This window comes from Serratia symbiotica (genome assembly GCF_000821185.2).
Taxonomy (GTDB): domain Bacteria; phylum Pseudomonadota; class Gammaproteobacteria; order Enterobacterales; family Enterobacteriaceae; genus Serratia; species Serratia symbiotica.
The window spans coordinates 1,337,160-1,364,063 of record NZ_CP050855.1 but is presented as its reverse complement, the minus strand read 5'-3'; the positions used below and the strand labels follow the sequence as shown (position 1 = coordinate 1,364,063).

The 26,904-nt window shown below is 49.5% G+C and carries 19 protein-coding genes, 1 tRNA gene and 6 pseudogenes; 12 read left to right on the top strand and 14 right to left on the bottom strand.

Annotated elements, in window-relative coordinates:
• The first annotated feature begins 15 nt into the window (after positions 1-15).
• Positions 16-1,320 carry an NAD(P)/FAD-dependent oxidoreductase gene (locus SYMBAF_RS06830; RefSeq protein ID WP_040265772.1) on the top strand — a complete coding sequence of 435 codons (1,305 nt, stop codon included), beginning with the start codon at positions 16-18 and terminating at the stop codon, positions 1,318-1,320.
• A 255-nt stretch (positions 1,321-1,575) separates the two neighbouring features.
• Here SYMBAF_RS06830 and SYMBAF_RS06825 read toward each other — a convergent pair.
• Positions 1,576-1,665 (bottom strand) — tRNA-Ser (locus tag SYMBAF_RS06825).
• 455 nt (positions 1,666-2,120) lie between these two features.
• Here SYMBAF_RS06825 and SYMBAF_RS06820 point away from each other — a divergent pair.
• On the top strand, positions 2,121-2,693 hold the full coding sequence (locus SYMBAF_RS06820) for a TorD/DmsD family molecular chaperone (protein WP_040265773.1): 573 nt from the start codon (positions 2,121-2,123) through the stop codon (positions 2,691-2,693).
• Between the two features lie 129 nt (positions 2,694-2,822).
• Positions 2,823-4,856 carry a S9 family peptidase gene (locus SYMBAF_RS06815; protein ID WP_040265774.1) on the top strand — a complete coding sequence of 678 codons (2,034 nt, stop codon included), beginning with the start codon at positions 2,823-2,825 and terminating at the stop codon, positions 4,854-4,856.
• Positions 4,857-5,048: 192 nt separating this feature from the next.
• Here the strand turns inward: SYMBAF_RS06815 and SYMBAF_RS06810 are convergent, their stop codons facing one another.
• The gene (locus SYMBAF_RS06810) at positions 5,049-5,279 is read right to left on the bottom strand and encodes a DNA polymerase III subunit theta (RefSeq protein ID WP_040265776.1); all 231 of its coding nucleotides are present in this window, start codon (positions 5,277-5,279) and stop codon (positions 5,049-5,051) included.
• A 351-nt stretch (positions 5,280-5,630) separates the two neighbouring features.
• Between SYMBAF_RS06810 and ftnA the strand changes: the two genes are divergently transcribed.
• Together ftnA and SYMBAF_RS06800 are read left to right on the top strand one after the other, a co-directional pair.
• The gene (ftnA, locus tag SYMBAF_RS06805) at positions 5,631-6,149 is read left to right on the top strand and encodes a non-heme ferritin (protein ID WP_040265777.1); all 519 of its coding nucleotides are present in this window, start codon (positions 5,631-5,633) and stop codon (positions 6,147-6,149) included.
• 317 nt (positions 6,150-6,466) lie between these two features.
• The gene (locus tag SYMBAF_RS06800; protein WP_006707994.1) at positions 6,467-6,808 is read left to right on the top strand and encodes a YebY family protein; all 342 of its coding nucleotides are present in this window, start codon (positions 6,467-6,469) and stop codon (positions 6,806-6,808) included.
• Between the two features lie 512 nt (positions 6,809-7,320).
• Here the strand turns inward: SYMBAF_RS06800 and SYMBAF_RS06795 are convergent.
• Positions 7,321-8,246, bottom strand: a pseudogene (locus SYMBAF_RS06795) (IS5 family transposase).
• Between the two features lie 176 nt (positions 8,247-8,422).
• On the opposite strand from SYMBAF_RS06795, the gene fabV reads away from it, so the two are divergent.
• A complete protein-coding gene (fabV, locus tag SYMBAF_RS06790) occupies positions 8,423-9,622 on the top strand; it encodes an enoyl-ACP reductase FabV (protein WP_040265780.1) in 1,200 nt (399 codons plus the stop codon).
• 419 nt (positions 9,623-10,041) lie between these two features.
• On the opposite strand, the gene dcuR is transcribed toward fabV, so the two are convergent.
• From dcuR to SYMBAF_RS17615, 3 genes and pseudogenes are all read right to left on the bottom strand, one after another.
• Positions 10,042-10,761 (bottom strand): two-component system response regulator DcuR, encoded by a 720-nt coding sequence (dcuR, locus tag SYMBAF_RS06785; protein ID WP_040265782.1) that lies wholly within the window; start codon positions 10,759-10,761, stop codon positions 10,042-10,044.
• A gap of 4 nt (positions 10,762-10,765) precedes the next feature.
• On the bottom strand, positions 10,766-12,367 hold the full coding sequence (locus SYMBAF_RS06780) for a sensor histidine kinase (protein WP_040265784.1): 1,602 nt from the start codon (positions 12,365-12,367) through the stop codon (positions 10,766-10,768).
• 113 nt (positions 12,368-12,480) lie between these two features.
• Positions 12,481-12,731: pseudogene (locus SYMBAF_RS17615) on the bottom strand (integrase arm-type DNA-binding domain-containing protein); the annotation flags it as partial.
• 302 nt (positions 12,732-13,033) lie between these two features.
• Between SYMBAF_RS17615 and SYMBAF_RS06775 the strand changes: the two are divergent.
• Positions 13,034-14,229: pseudogene (locus SYMBAF_RS06775) on the top strand (IS3 family transposase).
• Positions 14,230-14,333: 104 nt separating this feature from the next.
• Here the strand turns inward: SYMBAF_RS06775 and SYMBAF_RS06770 are convergent.
• The gene (locus tag SYMBAF_RS06770) at positions 14,334-14,540 is read right to left on the bottom strand and encodes a hypothetical protein (RefSeq protein ID WP_152609145.1); all 207 of its coding nucleotides are present in this window, start codon (positions 14,538-14,540) and stop codon (positions 14,334-14,336) included.
• Between the two features lie 696 nt (positions 14,541-15,236).
• Positions 15,237-15,851, bottom strand: a pseudogene (locus SYMBAF_RS06765) (IS110 family RNA-guided transposase); the annotation flags it as partial.
• 72 nt (positions 15,852-15,923) lie between these two features.
• Here SYMBAF_RS06765 and SYMBAF_RS06760 point away from each other — a divergent pair.
• Positions 15,924-17,092, top strand: a protein-coding gene (locus SYMBAF_RS06760; protein ID WP_152609001.1) for an IS3 family transposase whose coding sequence is annotated in 2 segments (ribosomal slippage) — positions 15,924-16,173 and positions 16,173-17,092 — 1,170 coding nt in all. Because the reading frame shifts where the segments join, the coding sequence is not laid out codon by codon here.
• 3 nt (positions 17,093-17,095) lie between these two features.
• Positions 17,096-17,560, top strand: a pseudogene (locus SYMBAF_RS06755) (DEAD/DEAH box helicase); the annotation flags it as partial.
• Positions 17,561-17,930: 370 nt separating this feature from the next.
• Here SYMBAF_RS06755 and SYMBAF_RS06750 read toward each other — a convergent pair.
• From SYMBAF_RS06750 to pth, 3 genes are all read right to left on the bottom strand, one after another.
• Positions 17,931-19,106, bottom strand: coding sequence for a tyrosine-type recombinase/integrase (locus SYMBAF_RS06750; protein WP_040265787.1), 1,176 nt, complete (start codon positions 19,104-19,106; stop codon positions 17,931-17,933).
• A 214-nt stretch (positions 19,107-19,320) separates the two neighbouring features.
• On the bottom strand, positions 19,321-20,412 hold the full coding sequence (ychF, locus tag SYMBAF_RS06745; RefSeq protein WP_040265789.1) for a redox-regulated ATPase YchF: 1,092 nt from the start codon (positions 20,410-20,412) through the stop codon (positions 19,321-19,323).
• A gap of 541 nt (positions 20,413-20,953) precedes the next feature.
• Positions 20,954-21,559, bottom strand: a complete 606-nt coding sequence (gene pth, locus SYMBAF_RS06740; RefSeq protein WP_006708112.1) for an aminoacyl-tRNA hydrolase — start codon at positions 21,557-21,559, stop codon at positions 20,954-20,956.
• Between the two features lie 443 nt (positions 21,560-22,002).
• Between pth and ychH the strand changes: the two genes are divergently transcribed.
• Positions 22,003-22,281: a stress-induced protein YchH gene (gene ychH / locus SYMBAF_RS06735; RefSeq protein ID WP_040265792.1), complete on the top strand. Its 279-nt coding sequence runs from the start codon at positions 22,003-22,005 to the stop codon at positions 22,279-22,281.
• A gap of 150 nt (positions 22,282-22,431) precedes the next feature.
• Here ychH and prs read toward each other — a convergent pair whose 3' ends face one another.
• From prs to lolB, 3 genes are all read right to left on the bottom strand, one after another.
• Positions 22,432-23,379 carry a ribose-phosphate diphosphokinase gene (gene prs, locus SYMBAF_RS06730; protein ID WP_040265794.1) on the bottom strand — a complete coding sequence of 316 codons (948 nt, stop codon included), beginning with the start codon at positions 23,377-23,379 and terminating at the stop codon, positions 22,432-22,434.
• Between the two features lie 176 nt (positions 23,380-23,555).
• Entirely contained in the window at positions 23,556-24,422 is an 867-nt protein-coding gene (gene ispE, locus SYMBAF_RS06725; RefSeq protein ID WP_040265795.1) for a 4-(cytidine 5'-diphospho)-2-C-methyl-D-erythritol kinase, read from the bottom strand.
• A complete protein-coding gene (lolB, locus tag SYMBAF_RS06720; protein WP_040265797.1) occupies positions 24,419-25,033 on the bottom strand; it encodes a lipoprotein insertase outer membrane protein LolB in 615 nt (204 codons plus the stop codon). Before lolB ends, ispE begins: the two co-directional genes overlap by 4 nt.
• A gap of 197 nt (positions 25,034-25,230) precedes the next feature.
• Here lolB and SYMBAF_RS17610 point away from each other — a divergent pair.
• A pseudogene (locus tag SYMBAF_RS17610) lies at positions 25,231-25,446 on the top strand (hypothetical protein); the annotation flags it as partial.
• Between the two features lie 62 nt (positions 25,447-25,508).
• Complete coding sequence (locus SYMBAF_RS06715) at positions 25,509-26,681, top strand: acyltransferase family protein (RefSeq protein ID WP_052447821.1); 1,173 nt, start codon at positions 25,509-25,511, stop codon at positions 26,679-26,681.
• Positions 26,682-26,904 lie beyond the last annotated feature (223 nt).

The window sequence follows — 26,904 nt, the reverse complement described above, 5'->3', positions numbered from 1 at the left end:
CATTTAGGGGGTATTTTGACAACGCCAAAGAAGAAAATCGTCATTGTTGGTGGTGGTGCTGGCGGTCTTGAGCTAGCGACCCGCTTGGGGAATAAGCTTGGCCACAAGAGAAAAGCGGCGATCACATTGGTGGATCGCAGCCACAGCCATCTGTGGAAGCCGCTGCTACATGAAGTCGCCACCGGTTCACTTGATGACGGCGTCGATGCGCTGAGTTACCTGGCGCATGCGCACAACCATCATTTCAGCTTCCAGCAAGGTACGCTGACTAACATCAACCGCGAGACGCAAACGCTGCAACTGGCACGTATTTGCGATGAGCAGGGGGGTGAACTGGTACCATCGCGCGAATTGACTTACGACATTCTGGTGATAGCGCTGGGCAGCACCTCGAACGATTTTGGCACACCGGGGGTGAAAGATCACTGTATCTTCTTGGATAATCCGCATCAGGCGCGGCGTTTCCATAATGAAATGCTTAATTTGTTCCTGAAGTATTCGGCGTACCCAGGGCAGAAAAAGCGGGTAAATATTGCCATCGTTGGCGGCGGCGCTACTGGCGTTGAGTTGTCTGCCGAACTGTACAATACAGTGAAACAGCTACACAGCTATGGCTTTGAAAGCCTGGACAACAGTGCGCTGAATGTGACGTTGGTAGAAGCTGGTGAGCGTATTTTGCCAGCGCTGCCACCGCGCATTTCCGCTGCTGCTCATTTGGAACTGAGCAAACTTGGTGTACGCGTGTTGACTCACACCATGGTTACCAGCGTAAACGCCAGTGGGTTGAACACTCAGGGTGGCGAGTTTATCGATGCTGATCTGATGGTGTGGGCGGCGGGCATCAAGGTGCCGGACTTTATGAAGGATATCGGTGGTTTGGAAACCAACCGCCTCAACCAGTTGCTGGTTGAGCCAACGTTGCAGACCACGCGCGATCCTCACATTTTTGCCATCGGTGACTGTGCCTCCTGCCCGAAAGAGGGAGGCGGCTTTGTGCCACCGCGCGCTCAGTCGGCACATCAGATGGCTTCACGCTGCTTTACCAACATTTTGGCGCTGATGAACGGGCAGACGCTGAAGCCTTATGTGTACAAAGATCACGGTTCGTTGGTGTCACTTTCGCGTTTCAGCACTGTCGGTAGCCTGATGGGCAACCTGATGCGTGGTTCTATGATGGTGGAAGGGCGCATTGCGCGTTTCATCTACATTTCGCTGTACCGCATGCACCAGGTAGCGCTGCATGGCTATATCAAAACCGGCCTGATGATGTTGGTTGGGGGCATTAACCGGGTGCTCCGCCCGCGCCTGAAAATGCACTAAAAACGCCCTGTGGCAGCCCCACACCAGTGTGGGGCTGCCACGATCGAGGGAAGGGCCAGAAGAGGCAGTTGACATCGGCAACAGCGGCGGCTGCTTTGTAGATTATCGTCGTCGCTGCCCGCCTGGCGGCTATTTTTTCGGGGCGCAGTTCGTCGGGATTGTGTACTCGCTATCAGCTCGGCCAACGCTGTGCACTGGCGTGTATCACAGACAACAAAAAAGCCTGAACTTACGTTCAGGCTTTTTTGTTGAAAATGGCGGTGAGAGAGGGGTTCGAACCCTCGATACGCTTTCGCGTATACACACTTTCCAGGCGTGCTCCTTCAGCCACTCAGACACCTCACCGTTTTATCATCGATAACGCTTCGTGCTTTTGACGTGCGCTAATGTAGGATAATCCGCTGCCAGCGTCAACCCCCTTGTGACATTCACCGAATTGATTAGCCAAAGTTGCAGCAATTTGCTGATTTACCGAGCGATAAATCGCTGTCTATGCCTGGTTGGGGCACCAGCCGTCAGATGAAAGAGTATTGTCACCATCCCCACGAACTCGCTGAGGTTCAGCCTGTGGCCCCGTGCAAGCGCCGTTCAAATCGGTTCCCAGCCGATTTGTCGCTGCGTTGCCGCCTGCCTGCAACTATAGATATATCGCTGAATGGAAAGGTGTTACTTGACGGTTATTAACAAAGATTGTGGCATCGCCGGGCTATGAGGTCGGCAAAGCGTAGACAGCGATTGCGAAATTGACTGATTTGTGACATCGTCCCGGCAAATTTTTCTGCATGGTATAAGGCATCATCATGAATGAGTTTTCCGTTGTCTGCCGTGTGCTGGGTACGCTGTTCTACCGCCAGCCGCAGGATCCGCTGCTGGCACCGTTGTTCACGTTGATCCAGGCAGGCAAATTGCAGCAGCACTGGCCACTGGAGCAGGATGAATTGCTGGTACGTCTACAGCGGGGCTGCGATGTCAAGCTGTTGTCTGGCGACTTCAACGCCATGTTTATCGGCAGCGAACGTAGTGTGCCGCCGTTCCGCTCTGACTATGTTGCCGGTGCGAGCGAAGCGCAAGTGCGCACCTTCTTGCAGCAGCGAGGTATGCCATTAGGCGAGGCCCCGGCTGATCATTTTGGCTCGCTGCTGCTGGCCGCCTCCTGGCTGGAAGATCAGTCGCAGGAAGATGAAGTTCAGGCGCAAATCACCTTGTTCGATGAGTACCTGCTCCCTTGGTGTGACCGCTTCCTCGGCAAGCTGACTGCGCACGCTACCAGTGATTTTTATCGCACGCTCGCGCAGCTCGCCCGTGAAGCCATCCAAACGATGCGTGACGAACTGGCGGAATACGCGCAGGATGAAGAAACGCCCGAAGCGTGAAAATTAAGGCACCGTGGCATTGAGCAGTGTTGTCAGCGAGAAAAAGCGCGTGCTCGCTTAGCGTTGCTTGGCAAGTTGGGGGTAATCGTGTCACTCTTGCCTAAATTAAAGCCAGCGGATGACGTAGCGATGATGATCCCCCCCAAGGCCGAAAAACGCCCTTATCCCATTACCATTCACGGCGACACGCGCGTGGATGACTATTATTGGCTGCGTGACGACGAACGTGCAGACCAGCAGATACTGGACTACCTACAGGCGGAAAATGCCTATACAGAGGCGATGCTGAAGCCGCAGCAAGCTCTACGCGAAACGCTGTATGAAGAGATGGTGGCGCGCATTCCTCAACAGGATCATTCTGTTCCCTATGTCAAAAACGCATACCGCTACCAGACCCGCTACGAACCGGGCAATGAATATGCCATTTATGTGCGCCAGCCGGAAGCAGAGCGTGAGCGGTGGGACACACTGTTGGATGGTAACCAGCAAGCTGAGAAAAGTGAGTTTTATACTCTGGGTGGGTTAGACGTCAGCCCTGATAACCTCATGTTGGGAGTGGCAGAAGATTTCCTGTCGCGTCGGCAGTATGACATCCGTTTCAAATACCTGAGCGACAGTAGTTGGGCCAATGAAGTACTGAGAAATACCTCTGGCAGTTTCGAGTGGGCTAATGATTCCTCCAGCGTGTATTACGTACGTAAGCATGCTAAAACGCTGCTGCCTTATCAGGTATACCGCCATGTGGTGGGTACCGATCCGCAGCAGGATGAACTGATCTATGAAGAGCGGGATGATACTTTCTACGTAGGGTTGGGAAAAACCACCTCCGAACGTTTTATTCTGATCCATATGAACAGCACCACTACCTCAGAAGTCCTGCTGCTGGACGCCGACCGCGCCGATAGTACACCGTGTGTCTTCGTGCCGCGCCGAAAAGAACACGAATACGTTATTGACCATTACCAGCAGCATTTCTATATCCGTTCTAACAAAGACGGCAAAAACTTTGGTTTATATCAGAGCGCGCAGGCGGATGAGGCGCAGTGGCAAACGCTGATCACCCCGCGCACCGAGGTAATGCTGGAGGGCTTCAGTCTGTTTCGTGACTGGCTGGTGGTGGAAGAGCGCTGCGAGGGGCTAACCCTGCTGCGTCAGATCCATCGGCAGAGCGGAGAAGAAAAATGCATCGCCTTCGACGATCCAACCTACACCACCTGGTTGGCGTACAATCCAGATCCAGAGACTGCATTGTTGCGTTACGGCTACTCGTCGATGACCACCCCGGCCACACAGTACGAACTTAATTTGGACAGTGGTGAACGGGTAATGCTCAAGCAGCAGGAGGTGAAAAATTTCACCCCGAAAAATTATCGTAGCGAGCGGGTGTGGGTAATAGCGCGTGATGGTAACAAGGTGCCGGTTTCGTTGGTCTACCGTCAGGATCGTTTCAGTCACGGTGGCAATCCGCTGATGGTGTATGGCTATGGCTCCTATGGCAGCAATATGGAACCCGCGTTTAGCGCCAGCCGCCTGAGCCTGCTGGATCGCGGCTTTGTCTTCGCGTTGGCACATATACGCGGCGGCGGTGAACTGGGCCAGTGGTGGTATGAAGACGGTAAATTATTCAATAAGCAGAACAGCTTCAATGATTTTATTGACGTGACGGAAGCGTTGATCGCACAGGGTTACGGCAATGCCAAACAGGTGTTCGCCATGGGCGGTAGCGCTGGCGGCCTGCTAATAGGCGCGGTGATTAATCAGGCACCGCAGCTATTCCATGGCGTAGTGGCACAGGTGCCGTTTGTCGATGTAGTGACCACCATGCTGGACGAATCGATCCCGTTGACTACCGGCGAGTATGACGAGTGGGGTAACCCGAATGAGCAGGCGTATTATGATTATATCAAGCATTACAGCCCATACGATCAGGTGAAAGCGCAGGACTACCCGCATATGCTGGTCACAACCGGCCTGCACGATTCGCAAGTACAATATTGGGAACCGGCCAAGTGGGTGGCAAAGCTGCGCGAGCTAAAAACCGACAATCACCAACTGCTGCTGTATACCGATATGGATTCCGGGCACGGTGGTAAATCCGGGCGTTTCAAAGGTTATAGGGATATTGCGCTGGAGTATGCCTTTATTCTGGCATTGCTAGAATAAGAACCTCTCCCATTTGGCTATTTTATTTGCCGTTTTAGATCTAGGCAGTGCTCACCATCCTCACGTATTCCCTGTATGCTGCGGCTAGCGGGTGGTGTTGGTCAGCCCGGCAATTGAACGCAAATGGTATGGGATATTGACCGGTTCGCCGTCGAGTGACCTACCAGCCCGCCTGAACGGCGGGTTTTTTTATCATTTGGATTTTGGTTCGTAGGGAAGGCGTGAAAACTTATGCGACTCGATGCGATAATACGCCACGCGCTCACGGAAATAGCCATACAGGTAAGCCGGTTGTTCGCGCTCTACCACGTCTGGGATCACCGGCATGTTATAACGCTCTTTGAATGCCACGCCGGAAGCAGCAAGATCTACGTTCACCTTGTCCATATCTTCTTTGGAAAGTTCTGCCAAATTGTAACTCATCTTATGCTCCTTACCATTGCCGCATTGAATCTGAGCAGAAGGTAATGCACCAGGCGGTGCTTGGCAAGCCGGATGTGCCGGAGAAATAAGCCTACTGCGCTGGCAGGGCTAATTATCGTTAGAATAGTAATGTAATTTATTTTTTCTAAATAAGAACGATTCGCTATTTCATTGAATGCAGATAGCAATGATTATCATAACGAATTAAGCGGTGTAATTTTATATAATGCATTGATTTTTATTTATTTAAAATTAAATAGAAACGTATTATAAATAAGGTGTTTTTATTTTTTATTTGCCAATGCATAATGAGCGAAATTAAATTTACCACCTGGAAAAAAAGGAATCTTTATGCTGACGCAAGAAATGACCCAAAAGCTGAATGAACAACTGAATCTAGAGTTCTACTCCGCTAACATGTACCTACAAATGAGCGCATGGTGCAGCGACAATGGCTTTGAAGGTGCTGCAGCGTTTCTTAAAGAGCATTCTCAGGAAGAGATGCAGCACATGCAGCGTTTGTTCGACTATCTGAGCGATACCGGCTCCTTGCCGCTGTTAGGTTTTATCGCTGCACCACCGGTTGAGTTTGAATCCCTGGCGGACGTATTCCAGCAAACTTACGAACACGAGCAGCTAATTACCCGTCAGATCAACGAACTGGCGCATGCGGCCATGACTGCTCACGATTATTCCACTTTCAACTTCCTACAGTGGTATGTCGCCGAGCAGCACGAGGAAGAGAAACTCTTCAAATCCGTGTTGGATAAGCTGGCACTGGTAGGCAACAGCGGTAAAAGTTTGTTCTTTATCGACAAAGATCTAAAGAAAATGAGTACTGCTGGCGTAAACGGCAACGGCCAAGTTTGATGCTTTTTTTCTGAAAACCGCGCCACCGGTAATCACCTGAGGTGCGGTCTTATTGCTGATCTTGCCCACTTTTCACGTATTCATGCTGTTTGTTGGTCCGTACCCTCAGTGGTTAACGTCTCTGTAGGCGTCAAACGCAATCTCCCTGCGGCATCAAAATCATCGGCGAGGAAACGACAAGGTGAAAATTGGCGGCTGAAGCGACCCGAAACCACATCTTGGCTAATTTTTACTGACACACCGAGTGAGATTACGGCTTGCCGGATGCTGGTGAACTGCGGGAAAATCGAGTCGAACAGCAACCATAAGGCCATCATATGAAATCGATATTACTGGGTATTACGCTGCTGGCAACCGCGACCAACGTGCTGGCGGCAGACAAGCTGGTGAACATCACTAAGCTGGAATACGGCAAGCAGTGGGCGTTCACTAAAGAAGAGGTGATGCTACAGTGCCGCAGTGGTGGTGCTCTATTTGTGCTCAACAACAGCACCCTGATGCAATATCCGCTCAATGAAGCCGCTCAAGCGCAGGTGAAAGCGGGGCGGCAACACGCTCAATCGCTGGACGTGATCCTGCTTGATGACACTGCCAATCCCGGCCATAAAATGAGCCTAGTGCCATTCCGTAACCGTGCCAAGCAACTGTGCGTTAATTAAGCGCTTAATGATGAGTGAGTTGCCTCGGTGCTGATGATTGACGAGATATTTATTCCGTTATGAAATTATCACGCGTCAGGCTGATAGCTGGCAAAAATAGTGTGCTAGGCTACGCTTAGTGCAGTATGACTGGATAAATTATGCACTAAACGCCAACTTTTAGCGCATGGCTCTCCCAGGAGCCATTTCCCTAGACCGAATATAGGAATCGTATTCGGTATTTTTTTATTATATAATTTAATTAGTTATCGCGTGGTTGATGAAATCTTCTATCCGTCTCTTTACTCTGCAACAGTGTGCACTTTTTTACACACATCCACATATTCTACCGTTATTAGAACTTGTCAAACGTTGGGGGATTGCCAGCTAACTTTTCAGCCGTATTAGCTGATGAAAGCTGATTCTGTCGAGAGGGAACCTCGCTGCTACAACGCCTTTTAACTGGCCTGTTCATGGGGCTTTGTTGAATAAATTAGAGTTAGCGGACAGGATGGCTTCCGCCGGTACACCCGTTACGCGATCCGGGTGCTGTCCGGCATACCCAACAGCGTCACCCGGTTCAGAGCATTGACTATCGCCCTCGCTTCACCCACCTGCGCATCTTAGTCCCGCAGGCTCAGATGACCACCCAGTAAGATTTTTATTTTTATATGGAACATCGCCGTTTCTGCCACTGAACGACGGTGATAGCCCACTTTCTTTTTTCCAGACATCATTGCTGCCGCTCAGATGCTGATTCGCCACGGCGTGGTTACGCTCATGGTACTTATCGCACCAGTATTGCGCACCGCTTCGTGGTGGGATAAGCAGCCTGATTTTTTTCCTCAGCAACGTATCATGACAGTAATGGGGGTCATAAGCGCCGTCTGCCGAGACTTCCCTGATTTTCCGGTGGGTCTGGTTAATCAGTCCCGGCAGCGCCAGTGCATCTGTCGTTCCGCTGAGCGATAAATCGGCACAGATAATCTCATGTGTCGCACTGTCTGTGGCCAGATGAAGCTTGCGCCCTACTCTGCGCCTGTCAGCCTCATGCTACCGGACTTTCTATTCCCCTGGCCGAAGACTTTCAGACCGGTAGCGTCAATGACGAGGTGCGAGATTTCGCCACGGGTTGGCGTTTTTGTGTTGATGTTAACGGTCTTTGCTCGCCTGGCTGGCCAGAGAGTAATCCGGGCAGCGCAACGACAGCCCCATCAGCTTAAAAATCGAGTCAACGAAGCCCTGCAATGCCCGGAGCGACAGGTTAAACACGTGCTTCATCATCAGGATCGTGGTGATAGCCATATCGGTGTAGTGAAGCGGTCGGCCACGACCTTCAGGCTGTGCACTGTCAGTCCATGCAGCAATGGCAGATTCATCAAGCCATACCGTCATCGCGCTGCCTGAGTGCGTTGTTGTAGGCGGACCCGTTGGTGATTTTAAACTTTTGCTTTGCCATGGGAACCCGATGCTGAAGCGACTTTAGCGATCAGAGCCGCCAATCTCCTAAAAATTCGATTTATTCAATAAAGCCTGTTCAGGGTGCTTGTTTCGATTATGCCGTGTGTCCATCTTAAGTATATTGAGAAAATCAGGTATATTAGCCTTCGGTTTTAGCTACCAAGAAAAAATACTATGATTATCAAACCTAAAATTCGTGGTTTTATTTGCACTACGGCTCATCCGGCAGGCTGTGAAGCCAACGTCCGTGAGCAAATCGCCTACGTGAAATCACGCGGCGAACTGAGAAATGGGCCTAAGAAGGTGCTGGTTATTGGTGCATCTACTGGCTATGGGCTGGCCTCTCGTATCAATGCTGCATTCGGCAGCGGTGCGGCCACCATCGGCGTATTTTTTGAAAAGCCATGTAGCGAAGGCAAAACAGGCTCTGCTGGTTGGTACAACTCTGCCGGTTTTGACAAGGTCGCCAAAGAAGCAGGCATATACGCAAAAAGCATTAACGGTGATGCGTTCTCCAATGAATGCCGCCAAAGTGTTATCGATCTAATTAAACAGGATCTGGGGCAAATTGATCTGGTGGTTTACTCATTGGCTTCCCCGGTGCGCAAAATGCCAGAAACCGGTGAAGTGGTGCGTTCTGCACTAAAGCCTATCGGCGAACCCTATAAATCTGTGGCGCTGGACACCAACAAAGATGTGCTGGTGGAAGCCGTCGTCGAGCCAGCCAACGAGAAGGAAATTGCCGATACCGTCAAGGTGATGGGTGGTCAGGATTGGCAGCTATGGATGGACGCACTGGATGAAGCTGGCGTGCTGGCGGACAACATTCAGACCGTTGCCTATTCTTACATTGGCACTGATCTGACCTGGCCAATTTATTGGCATGGCACCTTGGGTAAAGCGAAAGAAGATCTAGATCGCGCAGCACAAGCCATCGATCAGAAGCTGAAAGCCAAAAGTGGGGCCGCCTATGTTGCCGTGCTGAAGTCAGTCGTTACCCAGGCTTCTTCTGCGATCCCAGTTATGCCGCTGTACATTTCTATCGTGTTCAAAATCATGAAGGAACAGGGCATTCACGAAGGCTGCATTGAGCAGGTACAGCGTTTGTTCGCCAGCAAACTGTACACTGGCACAGTGCCAGAAACTGACGAGAAGCATCGCCTGCGTTTGGATGATTGGGAACTGCGTGACGATGTGCAAAACACTTGCCGTGAAATCTGGGCGCGGATCAATGATAATAACATCAATGAACTGACGGACTATCAGGGCTATAAGGCAGATTTCCTGCGCTTGTTCGGCTTTGGCCTAGCGGGTGTTGATTACAACGCTGACCTGAGTGGTGAAACTAGCTTTGAGGTGATCGAACTGGTCTAAGCGAGTTGAGCAGTGTTGAAAGGCCGGATACCGGCCTTTATCGAGAGCGTTCATCATTCTGTGTCGCAACTATAACGTCATCACATTAAGCGCTTTGTTGAAATCGAAGGGGTAAGACATGTGTCATTCCTTTTTAATTGTATATTGACTTGAATGACACAGTATTTCTAATACTCTCGTTTTATTATCGAGTTCGGTGACCCTCTAAACGATCACCTTTAATACGTTGGCAGTTACACAGATTTATGGGCAGGCTCTGGGTGGTCAGAGTAGTTGACGTCAAATAGTACACCTGGTGCTAGCTTCATGCTGTACGGTTTTGCGACAAGTTAGGGCTGTTTGGATGAAAAAGTTATGGACGAGTGTTGGCTACCCGATGATTCTTTACCATCCTGCGGGTTTTTCTATACGTCTGTTCACTATGTTGGCCGGCAGAATTCTTGCAGCACCGCGATCGCTTCCGGCTTTAGTTGGTACAGATACACTGGCCGACCAGTAGTCCCATACAGAATGCGCGTGCTGAGAATGGCGATCTCCGCGAGATAGATCAGGTATTTGCGGCATGAAACCCGCGAGATACCGATGGCATTGGCCAGGTTATCGGTTGAGAATTCATGGTTATGTTGCTGTTCAATCCATTCACACACCGTGCTAAGGGTGATGCTGGTCAGCCCCTTTGGTAGTTTATTGCCTGCCTGAGGGCTGGGCTGACGTCGTAGCAGACTATCGACATCGGCCTGCGAAAATTCGCGCTGTGCCAGAATTTGCGACTGCTGTTGGTAGTTACTCAGGGCTTCTCTAAAACGGGAGAACTGGAAAGGTTTGATCAGGTAATCCACTACGCCGTAATGCAGCGCTTTTTGTATCGTGTTCACATCGCTGGCTGAAGAAATAACGATCACATCGGTTTTTTCGCCCAGTTTGCGCAAACTGGGCAGCAGATCTAAACCGTTATCCTGTTGCATATAGATATCTAGTAGCACCAGATCGATGCTAACACTGGCATCAGCCAGCAGGGTGCGTGCTTGGCTCAGGGTGGCGACCATCGCCTGACACTGAAAGCCGCTCACCTGACTCAGGTAGTATTTGTTCAGTTCCGCTACCCTTAGGTCGTCGTCGACAATCAGTACGTTAATCATGTGTTCAGCTCTTGGCCTGATAGGGAATAAGAACAAAGAATTGGGTCAGTACACCTGGTTCGGACTCAAAATCAATATTGCCGCCCAGTTTCTCCAAATGGCCGCTGATTAGCGCCAAGCCAATGCCGCGTTCCGTTCCTTTGGTGGAAAATCCCTGCTCGAAGATGCGTGCAGCAATCGCCGGATCTATGCCGGACCCATCGTCACTAACGGTACAGTGTAAATGATTATCATAGTGGTGGAAGCTCAAGTTTATCTCATGCCCCTCGACGCCATTGATGGCGTCGAGGGCATTTTCGATCAGGTTGCCCAATACGCTGATTAGCACATGGGTCGTTTCGACATCGTCGGTTTCCGGCAGCAGGCTAGTTTCATCAAGGGTCAGTTTGATGCCAGCCTCGTGGGCGCGGCGGATTTTGCTGATAATGAAACCTGCCACCTCAGGTGAATGGATCTTACGCAGCAGCGCGCCGATTTCTTCCTGATAGTTGCTGGCGGTGTTGATGATGTAGTTTTCTAACTGCTGGTAGGCCCTCATGTGTAACATGCCAAGAATGACGTGCAGCTTGTTCATAAACTCGTGCGATTGCACGCGCAACGCATCAGCATAGTGCGCCATGCCATTTAGGCGTTGTATCAATCGGCTGACCTCAGTTTTATCGCGGAAGGTAGCGATAGCACCGATCACCTGGCTGTTGACCGTCACCGCCACGGTGTTAGCCAGCAGTTCGCTACCGTGGAGGCTGATCTGCCGATCGCGCTGCGGTTTTCCGCTGGTTAGCACCTCTTCCAGATGTAGCTGAGCCAACCAGTGCTGACTGGCACAGTCCAGTACCAGATCCTCCGCCGAACCGCTCAGTTGCAGCAGGCGTTTGGCTTCGCTGTTGACGATGGTGATGTGTGACTGATTATCCACTGCGATAACGCCTTCTTTGATCGACTGTAACATAGCGTCGCGTTGCTCAAACAGATTGGCGATTTCATAGGGTTCAAAACCGAACATGATGCGCTTAAGCCTGCTGACCAGAAAGAAGGTGCCCAAGCTGCCGATCAGCGCGGCGAAGGTGATAGTCCAGTAGATGATCCATCGGCTTTCACTCATCACCTGATAAACGGTATCCAGTGCGATGCCTAGTGCTACCACGCCGATTTGTTGCTGCTGTGCGTTGTATACTGGCACTAGCACTCGCAATGCTGGGGCCAAGATGCCGTGATGGGTTGCGCTGTTGATTTTGCCATGTAACACGGGTTCCAGATCTTCGCTGATAAAATGCTGACCAATCAGCCAGGGGTTGGGGTGAGAATAACGGATACCCTTCATATCTGCGACCACCACAAACAGCAGTTCATTTTTATGACGTACCTGTTCGGCAAAGCGCTGGATCGCTCCACTGTGGTCTTTCTGCTCCAGGCCATCAACCACCGTGGAGGAAAGCGCCAATGTATCAGCGATCGCCATGGCTTTTTGACGCAATTGGTTTTGCTCCTCGGCATTCATCTGTACAAAAAACAACACATACACCACCAGCAGTACCGAAATGATGATAGCGGACACCATCAACGTGATAGAGGTACTGAGCTTCAGGGGAGTGCATGGTTTAGGCATATGGCGGTTCTCCGAATAGCGATATTACGGCGTATTTTAGCGGGAATTACTAAAGGATGCAGTTACCTACAACCAATTAAGGTATGCAGCCAGTAAACGCAGGGGGCAGTCCATGTTTTGGTGATTACCGCCCGGTCTTTCATCTGCAACCACTCTTTGGCAATAAGCTCAAAGGTGTTGGATGTATTATTGACCTTGCGGATCTTATCTCACTGACTAGCCGGTGCCGGGTTTACCCCATCTGCTATCTGTTTACGTGCCTGCTCGCATTTCTCACCGCTTCTACTTGTTTCACAGATGGATACTCAGCCAACGCAAACATGCTGGATTTGACGTTAAGTTTGAACCGATAGTGCCATGCTTTGCAGAACGGCACTGGATGTCATTAAGCATAACGTAACCTTGTATAATTTTTTGTCATCCTGTTTGCCTCTCTCTCAAGGAGCCTCAGGGCGGCTGAATGGGCATCTGATTTTACCCTTGTAACTTCCACTCTGTGGATGTTTGAGTGTTTCGCTGAATGTAATTTTTCACAGTATATTTCACAGGAATATGAGTTAACGACAAATAAAGGGGTAGGTTGCCGGATAAGATATGTGTAGTAGCTCCCATTTAAACCGGACACTCCTTAAACATAGGCATAGACCTATGTTTAAGGAGTATCTTGTGCGAAGAATCGAAGTGCTCACAGGCGAGCAGAAGCGACGCCGTTATACTGCCGAAGAAAAGTCCCGTTTTGTTGCGCTATCCATGCAGCCCGGCTATTCCATTTCTCTGGTTGCCCGGCAATATGACCCCCAGTCTGCTTTTTAAATGGAAACGACTTGTGAATGATGGTGGCCAATCTGCGATCGCTGCTAGCGATGAAGTTGCCAATGTTGCTGAAATTAAGGCGCTGGAAAATAAGGTAAAACAACTTGAGCAGATGCTGGGGCGTAAAACGATGGAAGCCGAAATCCTCCGCGATGCGCTGGAGATAGCACAGTCAAAAAAGTTGATATCGCGCATGCCATTGTTGCCACCGGTTGATATCCCCTAATCCGAATAACGCAGGTACTGCAGGTGTCACGGTCTAACCTTTGTGAACGCCTGAGTGGGCAGCGACTGCCCCGGCTTGCGCGTTACAGCAAAGAAGCGGATGAGGAATGACTGCCATTAATCAGACAGATATGCAGCCAATGTTCGACAAATGGCTATCGCAGGGTAACCGCGCATCTGAATCGCAAGTTAGGGGAAGACAGCCGCCGGGTAAATCCAAAACGGGTATACCGGATCATGAAACTCAATAATCTGCTGCCGGCAAAATCGAGTCATGAGAAAAAACACCGCAACCATAGCGGTAATGTGATCACGCTGAAACTGGATATCCGGTGGCGCTCTGACGGCTTTGAAATCCGCTGCTGGAAACATGAAGTGGTACGTGTGGTGTTCAGCCTGGATTGCTGTGATCGGGAAGCTATCTGCTGGAGTGCCACCACCGGGGGTATCAGCAATGTAATGGCGCAGAACCTGCTGACAAAAATCTGGAGAAGCGGTTCGGTAACGCACTGATGGTTCCGCATCCTGTAGAATGGCTGCCCGATAACGGCAGTTGCTACATAGTCGATGCCACGCGTACGTTCGCCAGTTCACCGGGATCCATAGTGTGTATAGTATGCAGCCCGGAAAGTAACGGCATGGCAGAATCGTTCGTGAAGACGTTCAAGCGGGATTACGTCTAGGTAAATGACCTGCCGGATGCAATATCAGTGATGGAAAAACTGGCAGCATGGATGGAGGATTATAATAACTTGCATCCGCGTAAGGGGCTGAACATGAAATCCCCGCGCGAATATCGTGATGCCGTGTTAGCAGTGAATTAGCCGTGTCCGTTTTAGCAGGGGCAACTCCATTGACAAAGTAACGTATTTATAGAATTCAAATCATATAGTTACATTTTTAACGTACATTTCCGCCCCACTGGGCTTCAAACCCCGTGTACGCTCTGGATTTCCATCGCGGGCAGAGCCTGACGGAAAACAGGTGATTTTCGCCAGGCGGAAAGTTGTTTAGCGGGTGTTATTGCAGAAATGATCACGGGCTCCCTATCAGCCTGATGCGGTATTTGCAGTACCAGCGTACCGTCCACAGAATGGATTTCACGACTGAAATATCGGTCTTTTAATACGTTCATGGTTAGCATTGCTGGTAAAAATGTTAGCAAAGTTTATCAGCGCGGCGATATTTTCAACAGTGCCCTCTAATTTATCTTTGATAATGACTAAAATTATACTCATCCCTATTTTCTTTACTCGTTTTCTCCGTGCGTATGTTTAATAAGTATATATTTTATCTAGGGAAATGCTTAGTTCGCCATTAGGAGAGGCTGTACTTAAGTAGAGCTATTAAAATAAAAAAATTAGGCATATGGTGTAATGGTTATCTAATAAGGGAACTTATGACTATTACAGTCAGGTAAATAAATACTCACCCATCACCAAGGGGAATGTTTTTTAAAAAGTCACACACATAAATTAAATAACGAGGTTTTTCATGAAAATAATTCTATCTACTTTTGTGTTTATGTCATTGCTTGCCACAAACCCTGCATTTGCATGCGTTTCTATGGGTGCTAGTCATACATGCAATAAAGATTGTGCAGTCTTTTCAGGGCTTTTATACCCAATATGTATATACGGAAGCACTGAACATTGAAATTAGGTATTTAAATTAAAATACATACAGAAACATTTTCCGTTTGGGAAACGGAAAATGTTGTACTATAAGGGCTTCCCCGGCATGTCAACGCCGGTGTTTACGGTTTCTTGTCTGCACTTCAGTAAAAATAATGGGGAGAGACTGCGGTACTATAAACGGCCATGATGAATCGTTATCGATTCAGGCCCTGATGAAAGACGTGCGTGAGGCTCTTGTTCGTTAAACGGATACGTATATCCTGTACAATATTCAGATATACCTCACGGGGTCTAAGCCTCGCATTTTTGGCGGCAATGACCACAACAGCACGCCAGTATCCTCTGCGCTCAACCAACGTACAAACCCAACGGCTGAATGAGTCTAGTCCTTTTCTCTGCGCTAATCAGAACCGAACGGGCACCCTGAACCAGAAGCGTTCACAGATATGAATCGCCCGCTTTCGTTATCCTGCCATGCTTTGATTTTCGGCCACTACTGTACTGCGATGGTGTAAGCCCCAGCCAGGCGGCCAGTTGACGCCCATTTTTAAAATCATGCGCATACCGATACTGGCGACCAGCGCACAGGCCGTTGTGGGACCAATCCCTTTCAGTTCCATCAGTGGCTGGCTGCGGTGATCGGATTTTGCCATACGGGACAGAATTCGGTCATATTCAGTAATGCTATCATCAATGCGATCAATGTGTTCCAGCAAATCATCAACACATTGCTGAACCTGAAGTGGCAAAGAATTCTTCTGTTCAGCAACCATGTGGCGCAGGGCATCTGTACTTTGTGGGGCAATGACTGTAGTGGCACACTGAATTTGGCCACCTGAACAGAGGTGATATGCTCACCTCAGGACATTACAGGTGCTTCAATGAAAAAAAGAAATTTCAGTGCAGAGTTCAAACGCGAATCCGCTCAACTGGTCGTTGACCAGAACTACACCGTGGCAGATGCAGCCAGTGCTATGGATGTCGGCCTTTCCACAATGACGCGATGGGTGAAGCAGTTGCGTGATGAGCGGCAGGGAAAAATACCTAAAGCCTCTCCCATTACTCCTGAACAAATTGAAATACGTGAGCTGAGGAAAAAAATACAACGTATTGAAATGGAAAACGAAATATTAAAAAAGGCTACCGCGCTCTTGATGTCAGACTCCCTGAACAGTTCTCGATAATCGGGAAACTCAGAGCGCATTATCCGGTGGTCACACTCTGCCACGTGTTCGGGGTTCATCGCAGCAGCTACAAATACTGGAAAAACCGTCCTGAAAAACCAGATGGCAGACGAGCTGTATTACGCAGCCAGGTACTGGAACTGCATAGCGTCAGCCATGGCTCTGCTGGCGCAAGGAGTATCGCAACTATGGCAACCATGAAGGGCTTCAGGATGGGACGATGGCTCGCCGGCAGGCTCATGAAAGAGCTGGGGCTGGTCAGTTGTCAACAGCCCACTCATCGGTATAAATGCGGTGGCCTTGAACACATCGCTATCCCGAATCACCTTGAGCGGCAGTTCGCAGTGACAGAGCCTAATCAGGTGTGGTGTGGCGATGTGACCTATATCTGGACAGGCAGGCGCTGGGCCTACCTCGCCGTTGTTCTCGACCTGTTCGCGAGAAAACCGGTGGGCTGGGCAATGTCGTTCTCACCGGACAGCAGGCTGACCATCAAAGCGCTGGAGATGGCGTGGGAGGCCCGGGGAAAACCAGCCGGAGTGATGTTCCACAGCGATCAGGGCAGCCATTACACAAGCAGACAGTTCCGGCAGTCACTGTGGAGGTATCGGATCAGACAGAGTATGAGTCGGCGTGGAAACTGCTGGGATAATAGCCCAATGGAGCGCTTCTTCAGGAGTCTGAAGAACGAATGGGTACCGGTGACGGGTTACATAAACTTCAGCGATGCAGCCCACGCAATAACGGACTATATCGTTGGGTATTACAGCGCGCTCAGGCCGCATGAATATAACGGTGGGTTACCACCAAACGAATCGGAAAACCGATACTGGAAAAACTCTAACGCGGTGGCCAGTTTTAGTTGACCACTACATAGGGAAAGTGATTACCGCATAGCAATAGGTAGCAAGAGAGTAGATTATGCCGATGCTGCCGCCAGAAACCTATTTGCGGAAGGCTGTAGTAACTTTCAGCGTTATGACCTTCAAAATGAGTATTTTATTACGAGTGGGCAACACTGTTATGTAATTCCCTGGATGGGGGATAAAGTTGTGAATACGATTACAGCCTTGCTCATACGTTGTGGTTTTAAAGCAAATTCATTTGCTGGTGTTATAGAAATCGATAACTCCAGTGTAGCTTCCGTTCAGCACGCGCTCAAAGAAATGCTGTTGTCAGGCTTGCCATCTGCATTTGATCTTGCCACAGATGTTCCAGAAAAATACTTAGATAAATATGACGAGTATTTACCAGAGTCCCTTCTTGCGAAAGGGTATGGTGCAAATGCGTATGAAACAGAAGGTACGCGCATCTGGTTGCAGAAACATCTTTAGTTGTCTGGATATGTAATCAGGGTATAAATAAGACATCTATACCCTGAGCTTTTTATTTCCCTGTGGATTTACTAGGCTTTAGCCCCGGGGTATTACCAGGAGTATCTTTATTATCACGTCGACGTTGATCTGGTTTTCCTGTCGATTTAGCAATTGGTTTTGGACCAGGTTTAAGACCCATGATAGTTATCCTTTAGAGGTGTAAGAGGGAAGCCCTCTACATTGATATATTAGATACTGTGAAATTTTTCAATGGGAGCGATCAACATTCCAATGATTAACTCGATATTGTGAACAGTGCCCGCTTCTGGCACAAAGTGGATCCTGAGGAATGAGTTCTATCCTCGTGGTTCTCTAAGTGCAGTAAGTTCTACTCGAATCCTGCTACCCATTTGTCCAACATATCAGCCCATTCCTGCATCATCACTTTACGCTCATCAAGATAAGTTGCATGGTTGTATGTGCGACGAACATTGTTGGTATCAGCGTGTGCAAGTTGGGCCTCAATAGCATCAGGTCGATAGCCCATTTCGTTTAAACGCGTACTTCCTGTAGTTCTGGTTGCATGGGGGCTATAAATGCCACTCCAGCCGAGGCTTTTAAGTAGCTGGCTCAGGGAGTGCGATGTCATTGGACCTAGTGGATTATCCCTGCCCGGGAAAAGGTGCTGCCGATGCCCGGTTAAACCCTGTAGTGTTCTGAGCATTTTGACAGCTTGGAAGGGTAGGGGAATAACGTGTTCTCTGCGGGCTTTCATTCGCGCTGCCGGAATGGTCCACAGGGCGTTATCAAGATCGAATTCTGCCCATTCTGCTTCGGTGGCTTCTGCAGGACGCGCCAATGTCCACCACATAATCCACATGCAATAGTTAACCTGGTACGAGCCACGACTATTGTCAAAACAGCTTAATAACTTTCCGATTTGCTGAGGATTCAGTGCTTGTTTGTGCTGTGTCTTATTGGCCGGAAGGGCCTTACGCACCGGCCAGACAGGATCGCTATCTGCTCTGAGCGTCGCCACCGCCAGCTCAAAAACGGATGAAATGGTACGGCGGGCTTCAGCGGCAACGGTCGGAGCGCCGCGCTTAGCCGTTTCCTGAAGAATTTTAAGAATGTGGTGCGGGGTGATTTCCCTGATAGGAAGTTTGCCGATGGCGGGGAAAACCACTCGCTCAAGCATATCCAGTCGGCGCGTTTTGGTGATTTCGGCCCAGTCTTTCATCTGCAACCACTCTTTGGCGATTAGCTCAAAGGTGTTAGATGCGTCATTGACCTTGCGGATCTTATCTAACTGACGTGCCTGTGTCGGACTAACTCCATCTGCGACTTGCTTACGCGCTTGCTCGCATTTCTCGCGGGCTTCTGCAAGTTTGACCGTCGGGTATTCACCCAACGCAAACATGCTGGATTTACCGTTGAGTTTAAACCGATAGCGCCATGCCTTTTTGCCATTGGGTTTCACTTCGAGGTAGAGACCGTTGAAATCATTGAGTCGATAGAGTTTTTCTTTCGGCTTAGCAGTGCGACATTGCGTATCAGTGAGCATAACATGGCCTTGTCTATTTCTTATACCGCTATTGTACTCACTTAAAATGAAGATGGAAGAATATTGTACTCATCCATGTACTCATTTTTGACTGCGTTGTTATTAGATGAGTTGAGACATTATGAAAAGAAAAATCCACGCAAACGCGTGGATTTTATGGGGTTTTCCAGTCTTCATGCGATTCACTGAGATCGCATGAGACAACAGAAGCGAATTAGACGTTGAACAAGAAGTTCATCACGTCACCGTCTTTGACGATGTAATCTTTGCCTTCTGAACGCATTTTGCCGGCTTCTTTGGCACCTTGCTCCCCCTTATAGGTAATGAAATCCTCGTACGCGATGGTTTGTGCGCGAATAAAGCCTTTCTCGAAGTCAGTGTGGATCTTGCCTGCCGCTTGTGGAGCGGTCGCACCTACCGGAATGGTCCAGGCGCGCACTTCTTTAACACCAGCAGTGAAATAGGTCTGTAGGTTCAGCAGATCGTAACCTGCGCGGATCACCCGGTTTAGCCCCGGTTCTTCCAGGCCCAGTTCAGCCATAAACTCGTCACGCTCTTCATCTTCCAGTTCGGCGATGTCGGATTCCACGGCGGCACACACAGCAACCACCACCGAGCCTTCGGCTTTGGCAATTTTACGCACGGCGTCCAGATACGGGTTGTTCTCGAAGCCGTCTTCGTTGACGTTGGCGATATACATGGTTGGCTTCAACGTCAGGAAGCTTAAGTAGCGGATCGCGGCCTTATCTTCCATGCTCAGATCCAGCGCGCGCAACATACCGGCATTTTCCAAGTGCGGCAGACATTTTTCCAGCGCGGCCAGTTCGGCTTTGGCGTCTTTATCGCCGCCTTTGGCTTTCTTCTGTACACGATGGATAGCGCGTTCGCAGGTGTCAAGGTCAGACAGCGCCAGCTCGGTGTTGATCACCTCGATATCTTCGGCCGGATCGACCTTGTTGTTGACATGGATGATGTTGTCGTTTTCGAAGCAGCGCACTACATGGCCAATGGCTTCAGTTTCACGGATGTTGGTCAGGAACTGGTTGCCCAGACCTTCTCCTTTGGAAGCGCCTTTCACCAAGCCAGCGATATCGACAAATTCCATGGTGGTTGGCAAAATACGCTGTGGTTTGACAATCTCGGCCAATTTATCCAGACGTGGATCAGGCATTGGTACCACACCTGTGTTTGGTTCAATGGTGCAGAACGGGAAGTTGGCTGCTTCGATGCCCGCTTTGGTCAACGCGTTGAACAGGGTGGATTTGCCTACGTTAGGAAGACCGACGATACCGCATTTGAATCCCATGTTGTTATCACCTTAAATATATTAATTATCAGTGTTTTATGCTTGACTGACTGCGTAAAGGGCAAAATAATGCCAACATTATACACGTAATAGGCGTTTATCTCGATCTGGCTTGTTTGATGGGCCGATGTAGCGGTATGGCCGGTTTTGATTGGGATTTTGATCGCATTACCTGACTGACATTACTGGTGAACCCCTGGTAAGAGCATCGGAGGCATTTTTTCCCACTCTACCCGGTCATTCGCATTTGATCGCCGTTCAGAGGTTTTCATTGGTTAGAAGAGATCAACAGTGAGTGGGGGCTGACTGCGTTTGCCGAAGCAAGCTAAACCGATCCGCAGCCACAAGCTAGATGATTATCGCCATTGGGTGGCGAAGAATGCTGTAACACGCGTACTTTGGCATAAGACTAGACCCCATCCCATTAGGCTATTTTATTTGCCATTTTGGCCCTGAGCAGTACCTATCATTCTCACGTACTCCATGTCGGCTCTGGTTGTTGCATACTGTCGGTGTGCAAATTGGCTGCAACAATGTACACCTACTGGGATAAGCTCTTAGCGCTTGCCTTGAAGCTGTGCAGGCGCTGAACGGCGTTTTCCAGCCCGTCTTTCATTAGCATTTCGCTGCAATGCAGTGATTCGTCTATCGCTTTATCAATCATTTCCTGCTCGCTGGTTGGCGGCTTGCCGAGCACGAAGCCCACCACCTTGCTTTTATCGCCCGGATGGCCGATACCGATGCGCAGGCGATAAAAGTTCGGATTGTTGCCAAATTTGTTCTGAATGTCCTTGAGGCCATTATGGCCACCGTTGCCGCCGCCGAGCTTGATTTTGGCCACACCTGGGGGCAGATCCAGCTCGTCATGTGCCACCAGAATTTCGTCCGGCTCGATGCGGTAGAAATTGGCCATCGCTAGCACTGCTTTGCCGCTGAGGTTCATAAAGGTAGTCGGCACCAGCAGGCGCACATCGTTACCCGCCAGGTTCAGCCGGGTGGTATAACCGAAGAACTTGTTTTCTTCCTTCAATTGCTGGTGGTAGCGCTGGGCCAGTAAATCGACGTACCAGGCACCCGCGTTGTGCCGTGTTTGGGCGTATTCCATGCCTGGATTCGCCAGACCCACTATCAATTTAATACTGCACATCGGGAAATTCGCCATGATCAAGATAAGGGAAAAGGCATAGTCTACCCGCCGCTGTGACGAATAACAAAACCCTGATGCTGCGTAATTAAAGGTGAATAGCCAGGTTGTGCCAGTGAGCATCGCTGGGGTTTCGTCCCCAAAGCCTATCTCCGCGTTGTCGGGCTGGAATATAGCCCTCTATACCCTGTCTCCTCCGCCTTGATTACGGGTTTTTGGGGCTGCGATGCCGTCACGCTCAATTACGGAACGCAGCCTAATGAGATGAATGACTGAATTTGTTTGCTAATCGTCATTTAGGCCCTATCCCATTGGCTATTTTATTTGCCATTTGTGATCGCCTCCGCAATTACCTGGTTTGGTTAAGAATTATACTTCTTTAACGATGTGGGTTAACAGTTCTCATCATTATTTTCCCGTTGGCACAGGGAACTAAGGAGTGGCATATGAAGCGTAGACACGTGGATAAAGTGGGCAACTTTTTTATGGGCCTAGGGCTAGTGGTGATGATCAGTGGGGGAGGATATTCCATCCTTGCTGAAGTATCACAGTTTAATTTACCCCCGCTCTACGCGCAGGGTGCCATCATGAGCATTTTTATCGGCGCGTTGATATGGTTGGTCGGGGCGCGTATCGGTGGGCGTGAACAGGTAGCAGAACGCTATTGGTGGATCAAACACGTTGATAAACATTGCCGCGACGACCCGCGCCGTAAGTCACATTGATTAACAAATCCGCACGGGATCAGAGGGTAGGGTAAAAGAGAATTGTTGCAGGGTTAGGGCTGAGATGGCGAGAAAAGCCCGTTGTTGTAGCAACAGTAACGGGCTTTTCTCATCTACTACAATGGGTAACCATGCCGTAAAGGCAGCGGATTAATGCTCGAACATTGCAGAGATAGACTCTTCATTACTGATGCGGCGTATGGCTTCAGCCAGCATGCCAGATAGCGTCAGAGTACGCACGTTTTCCAAAGCCTTGATTTCCGGCGACAGTGGAATGGTGTCGCAGACGATCACTTTATCAATCACCGAGTTCCTGATGTTGTCCAGCGCATTGCCGGAGAAGATTGGGTGGGTTGCGTAGGCGAATACGCGTTTGGCACCGCGTTCTTTCAACGCTTCTGCCGCTTTACACAAAGTTCCGCCGGTGTCGATCATATCATCGACTAGCACACAGTCACGGCCTGCTACGTCACCGATGATATGCATCACCTGAGAAACGTTCGCGCGCGGGCGGCGTTTATCGATGATCGCCATATCGGTATCGTTTAGCAGTTTGGCGATAGCGCGGGCGCGCACTACGCCGCCAATGTCTGGAGAAACTACGATGGGGTTTTCTAGATTCTGTTGCAGCATGTCTTCTAGCAAGATCGGGCTACCGAACACATTATCTACCGGGACATCAAAGAAGCCTTGAATCTGCTCGGCATGCAGATCCACTGTTAATACACGATCAACCCCAACGCTGGAGAGGAAGTCGGCGACGACTCTGGCCGTGATTGGCACGCGCGCAGAACGCACACGCCGATCCTGACGGGCATAACCAAAGTAAGGGATAACGGCAGTAATACGCCCTGCGGAGGCACGTCGCAGGGCATCAACCATTACGACCAGTTCCATTAGATTGTCGTTGGTTGGAGCGCAGGTGGACTGGATGATGAAAATATCACCACCGCGTACATTTTCGTTGATTTGTACGCTCACTTCGCCGTCGCTAAAACGACCTACAGCGGCGTCACCAAGGCTGGTGTACAAACGGTTGGCAATACGTTGTGCTAGTTCCGGGGTGGCGTTACCAGCAAAAAGCTTCATATCAGGCACGAGAAGAACCTCAGGCTTGCGTCCAGAGAATATATTGTCATACGGCCTTCGCCAGGGGCACAGTTGGCGGTGCCGACGCAATATACATATGGGTATGTAACACTACATTGAGACCGCATACGGCACAGGGATAATAGGGCTAGGTTGCGCATGACCCTGCGTAGCGAAACGTTGAGCTACGACTCAAACTGCCCGGTACGGATGCGATGTAGTGGAGAAATGTTAACCCCACGCGCGACAAAACCACGCAACCACACCGGAGCTTGATTTAACACCTGACGAGCGGAGATTTCTGTGTCGAATTCTGCAAACACACAAGAACCAGTGCCAGTCAGGCGTGACGGAGCGTATTCTAACAGCCATGAAACAAGCTGTTCAACCTCACGAAAACGTTTTCTTGCAATCGGTTCGCAATCATTTGCGTAAGGAGCCAATAACAGCTCATTTAAGCAGCGAACTGGGGTATCGCGTTTCAATTCCGCGTCGCCGAAAATCACCGGGGTAGGGATATTGATGCCAGGATGAGCCACCAGATACCACTTCTCCGGCGGGTTAGCTGGCTGCAACTGTTCGCCGATACCTTCGGCGAATGCCGCATAGCCGTGCACGAAGACGGGGACGTCGGCACCAAGCCTTAGCCCTAACTCAGCCAACTGGTTGTTACTCAGTCCGCAGCGCCACAATTCGTTCAGCGCTACCAATACGGTGGCGGCGTTGGAGGAGCCACCGCCTAAACCGCCGCCCATCGGCAGGCGTTTGTCGATGCTGATGTCGGCACCGCGTGGCGCGCTGAGTAGCCCGCAGCGATCACAATATTGTTGTAGCAGGCGAGCGGCACGCACGATCAGGTTGTGCTCATCTGGCACGCCGTCTAGCGGTGTCAGCAGACGAATGCTGTCGTCTTGGCGCGGGTCTAAGGTCAGGGTATCGCTGTAATCGAGGAACTGGAATAGCGTCTGTAACAGGTGATAACCGTCCTCACGTTGACCGGTGATATATAAAAACAGGTTGAGCTTAGCGGGAGAGGGCCACTGGCGAATCATTTGAGCGCCCAGCTATCTATTTTTAGTTTGATACGCTGGTCACCTTGTTTCAGTTCCAGCCGGCTTGGCAATGGCGGTGTGATCGCGCCGCTGTAGTCTTGGTAATCCACCGCCCAGCTCAGGTTACCTTGCTGATAGTTCAACCTGCTCAGACGGTACCGATCATCCAGCGTGAAGTCGTTGGATCCACCTGGCAGGCCGAGTATCCATTGGCGCAGGTTGTTCAGTGGGATCGCCATACCGCTCAATCTGTGGATCATCTCCTCGGCGTTGTCGCTGACGTAGCGCTTGCCCTGATGGTCGGTCAATTGCACCACGTTTGGCCGCACGTTCAGATCCACTTCGGTACTGCCCAGTGGGTTGGTCAGCAGTAAACGATAATGCTCCGGGGAATATTGTTGCCAGAAGAAACGCGCGTAAACCTTTTTCTTGTCGGACAGATAGGCAAAGGAGCCACGGGTCTGGTATTGGCTAAGCTGCTGCACCGCCTGCTGGTGGGTGTGCCACTGTGGTGAGCTAAGGCTGGTGGCCGGCTTGGTCGTGGTACAGGCGGTCAGCACCAGGCTGGCCAGCGGGATCAAACGCAGCAAACTAACTTTGCAGATTGGCATGACTTTCTGTTGTCCTTTTGGGCGTGCGCAGCGAAATGGATACCCACGCTAACGATGGAAAGAGGTAGCGTCAATAATGATATGCCAACATGGCCTAATCACGCGAGCTTAGCGGGTTTAATCCTTGGCAGTGAGCATGCCTGCTCTTATAAGCGCTCCCGTTGCACTGTGGATTTGTAACGCCGTTGAATTGGGCAACGGCAATGTTCTGGATTAAAACGCTCTTTGGTGACTACCTAAGTATGTGGGACTATGACGCCCAGGTGGGTGAAGTGATGGTGATGATAAAAGCACTTCACCGAATGACGCTACTGGGGGGGCCGCCTCGCATAACAGCATTTGCCATGGCAGAACGGTACCCTTTTCCTGACTTATTCAACAAAGCCACAATATTATTACGCTGGGGTGGCTAGATTGCAAAATGGTAACATGCTGCTATTATTCTTTAATCTTATAAGCCTACAGAGATTTTCTTATGAATACATTACCTCCTCGTATGGTAACAAAACTGAAATGTCTCGACTCTGTCCGGGGGATTGCCAGCCTAGTGGTAGTGTTATCTCATTTATCTTTGGTTTACTTCATCTATTTACACAATATAGATGGGGGTAAAATACCTGCGAAGTTTCCAGTTCAAAATTATATCCATAACTCAATTTTTGCCTTTTTATACTCTGGAACTTCTGCTGTTTTCATCTTTTTCGTGATGAGTGGTATCGTGTTATCTAGAGGGATAGAAAAAAAGACGGACGGATATTATTATCTGACATCCTTTACGCGCTATTTTAGGCTGGCGATCCCAGCCACTTTTTCGTGTTTGCTGATGTTCGTTATTCTCTTCTATATTTCCGGGAGTAATTATAATTTGCCCGGTGCATCTGAATGGCTGAATAGCTTCATCATTGCGAATCCGACGCTGATCGGCGCATTTCTCTACGGTGCTATAGGCTCCTTCTTAGGTGTGCCTGTATGGGATGGACAAGCTTACAACCCGGTCTTATGGACCATGAAAATTGAACTGATCGGTTCGCTGTATGTTTATATGGCCTGTATTTTATTAAAAAGAAACAAAATACTATCGTTAGCAGTGTTTCTCATTGCATCGCTCGCTCTGTTGCCATTCAATGTCACTATGGGATTGAGTATGGTGTGCTTTTATTGTGGCTTTATCTATTCAGTCTTTAATATTAATTATAAAAATAACTTTCTCGGCATTTTGCTGATTATTGTAGGGTTTTATTTTGCTGGTATCCACAATGACAGCAGCAGTTATGAGTGGATAACGAAGTTTTTGAAAAAACATTCATATTTGATCCTGAACTTCCTTTCTGGCATTTTTATTGTCTATGGCGTCTTGATTAGCAGCGTAATTAGCCACATTCTGGAAAAGAAATGGTTCGTTTATTTAGGTAAGCTTTCTTTCCCTATTTATATCATTCATATGCCAGTCATTATATTGACGATATATTTAACACGCGACTTTGCTAACGATTCAGTGGTTAGCATGTTGGCCGTATCGGCCGCGTCTATATTCTTCAGCATTGTGCTGGCACGCTTTGTTGTGCCGGTTGATGATTTTTCCATCAGTTTCTCAAAGGCTGTTTACAATAAAATCACCCGTTTGGGGAGGTTTAGAAAGACAAGCTAACCGCTTTCCCATCCTGCCTAGAAACGCATGATGCCTTCTTTAACGCTCGTTGAAAGGTTTTCGTCGCCTCCGTTCTCCGGGGGCGTGCTTTTAGTCCATAATCTTGTAATAGTTTCGCTACGTATGATTGGCGTAGGTTGCATTTACGCCCCGGAGGCGCGTGCCGATTAAGCAGTTTATTGGTAACTGGATGTAATTTATTAATTTATTGGTTTTCTTGGCC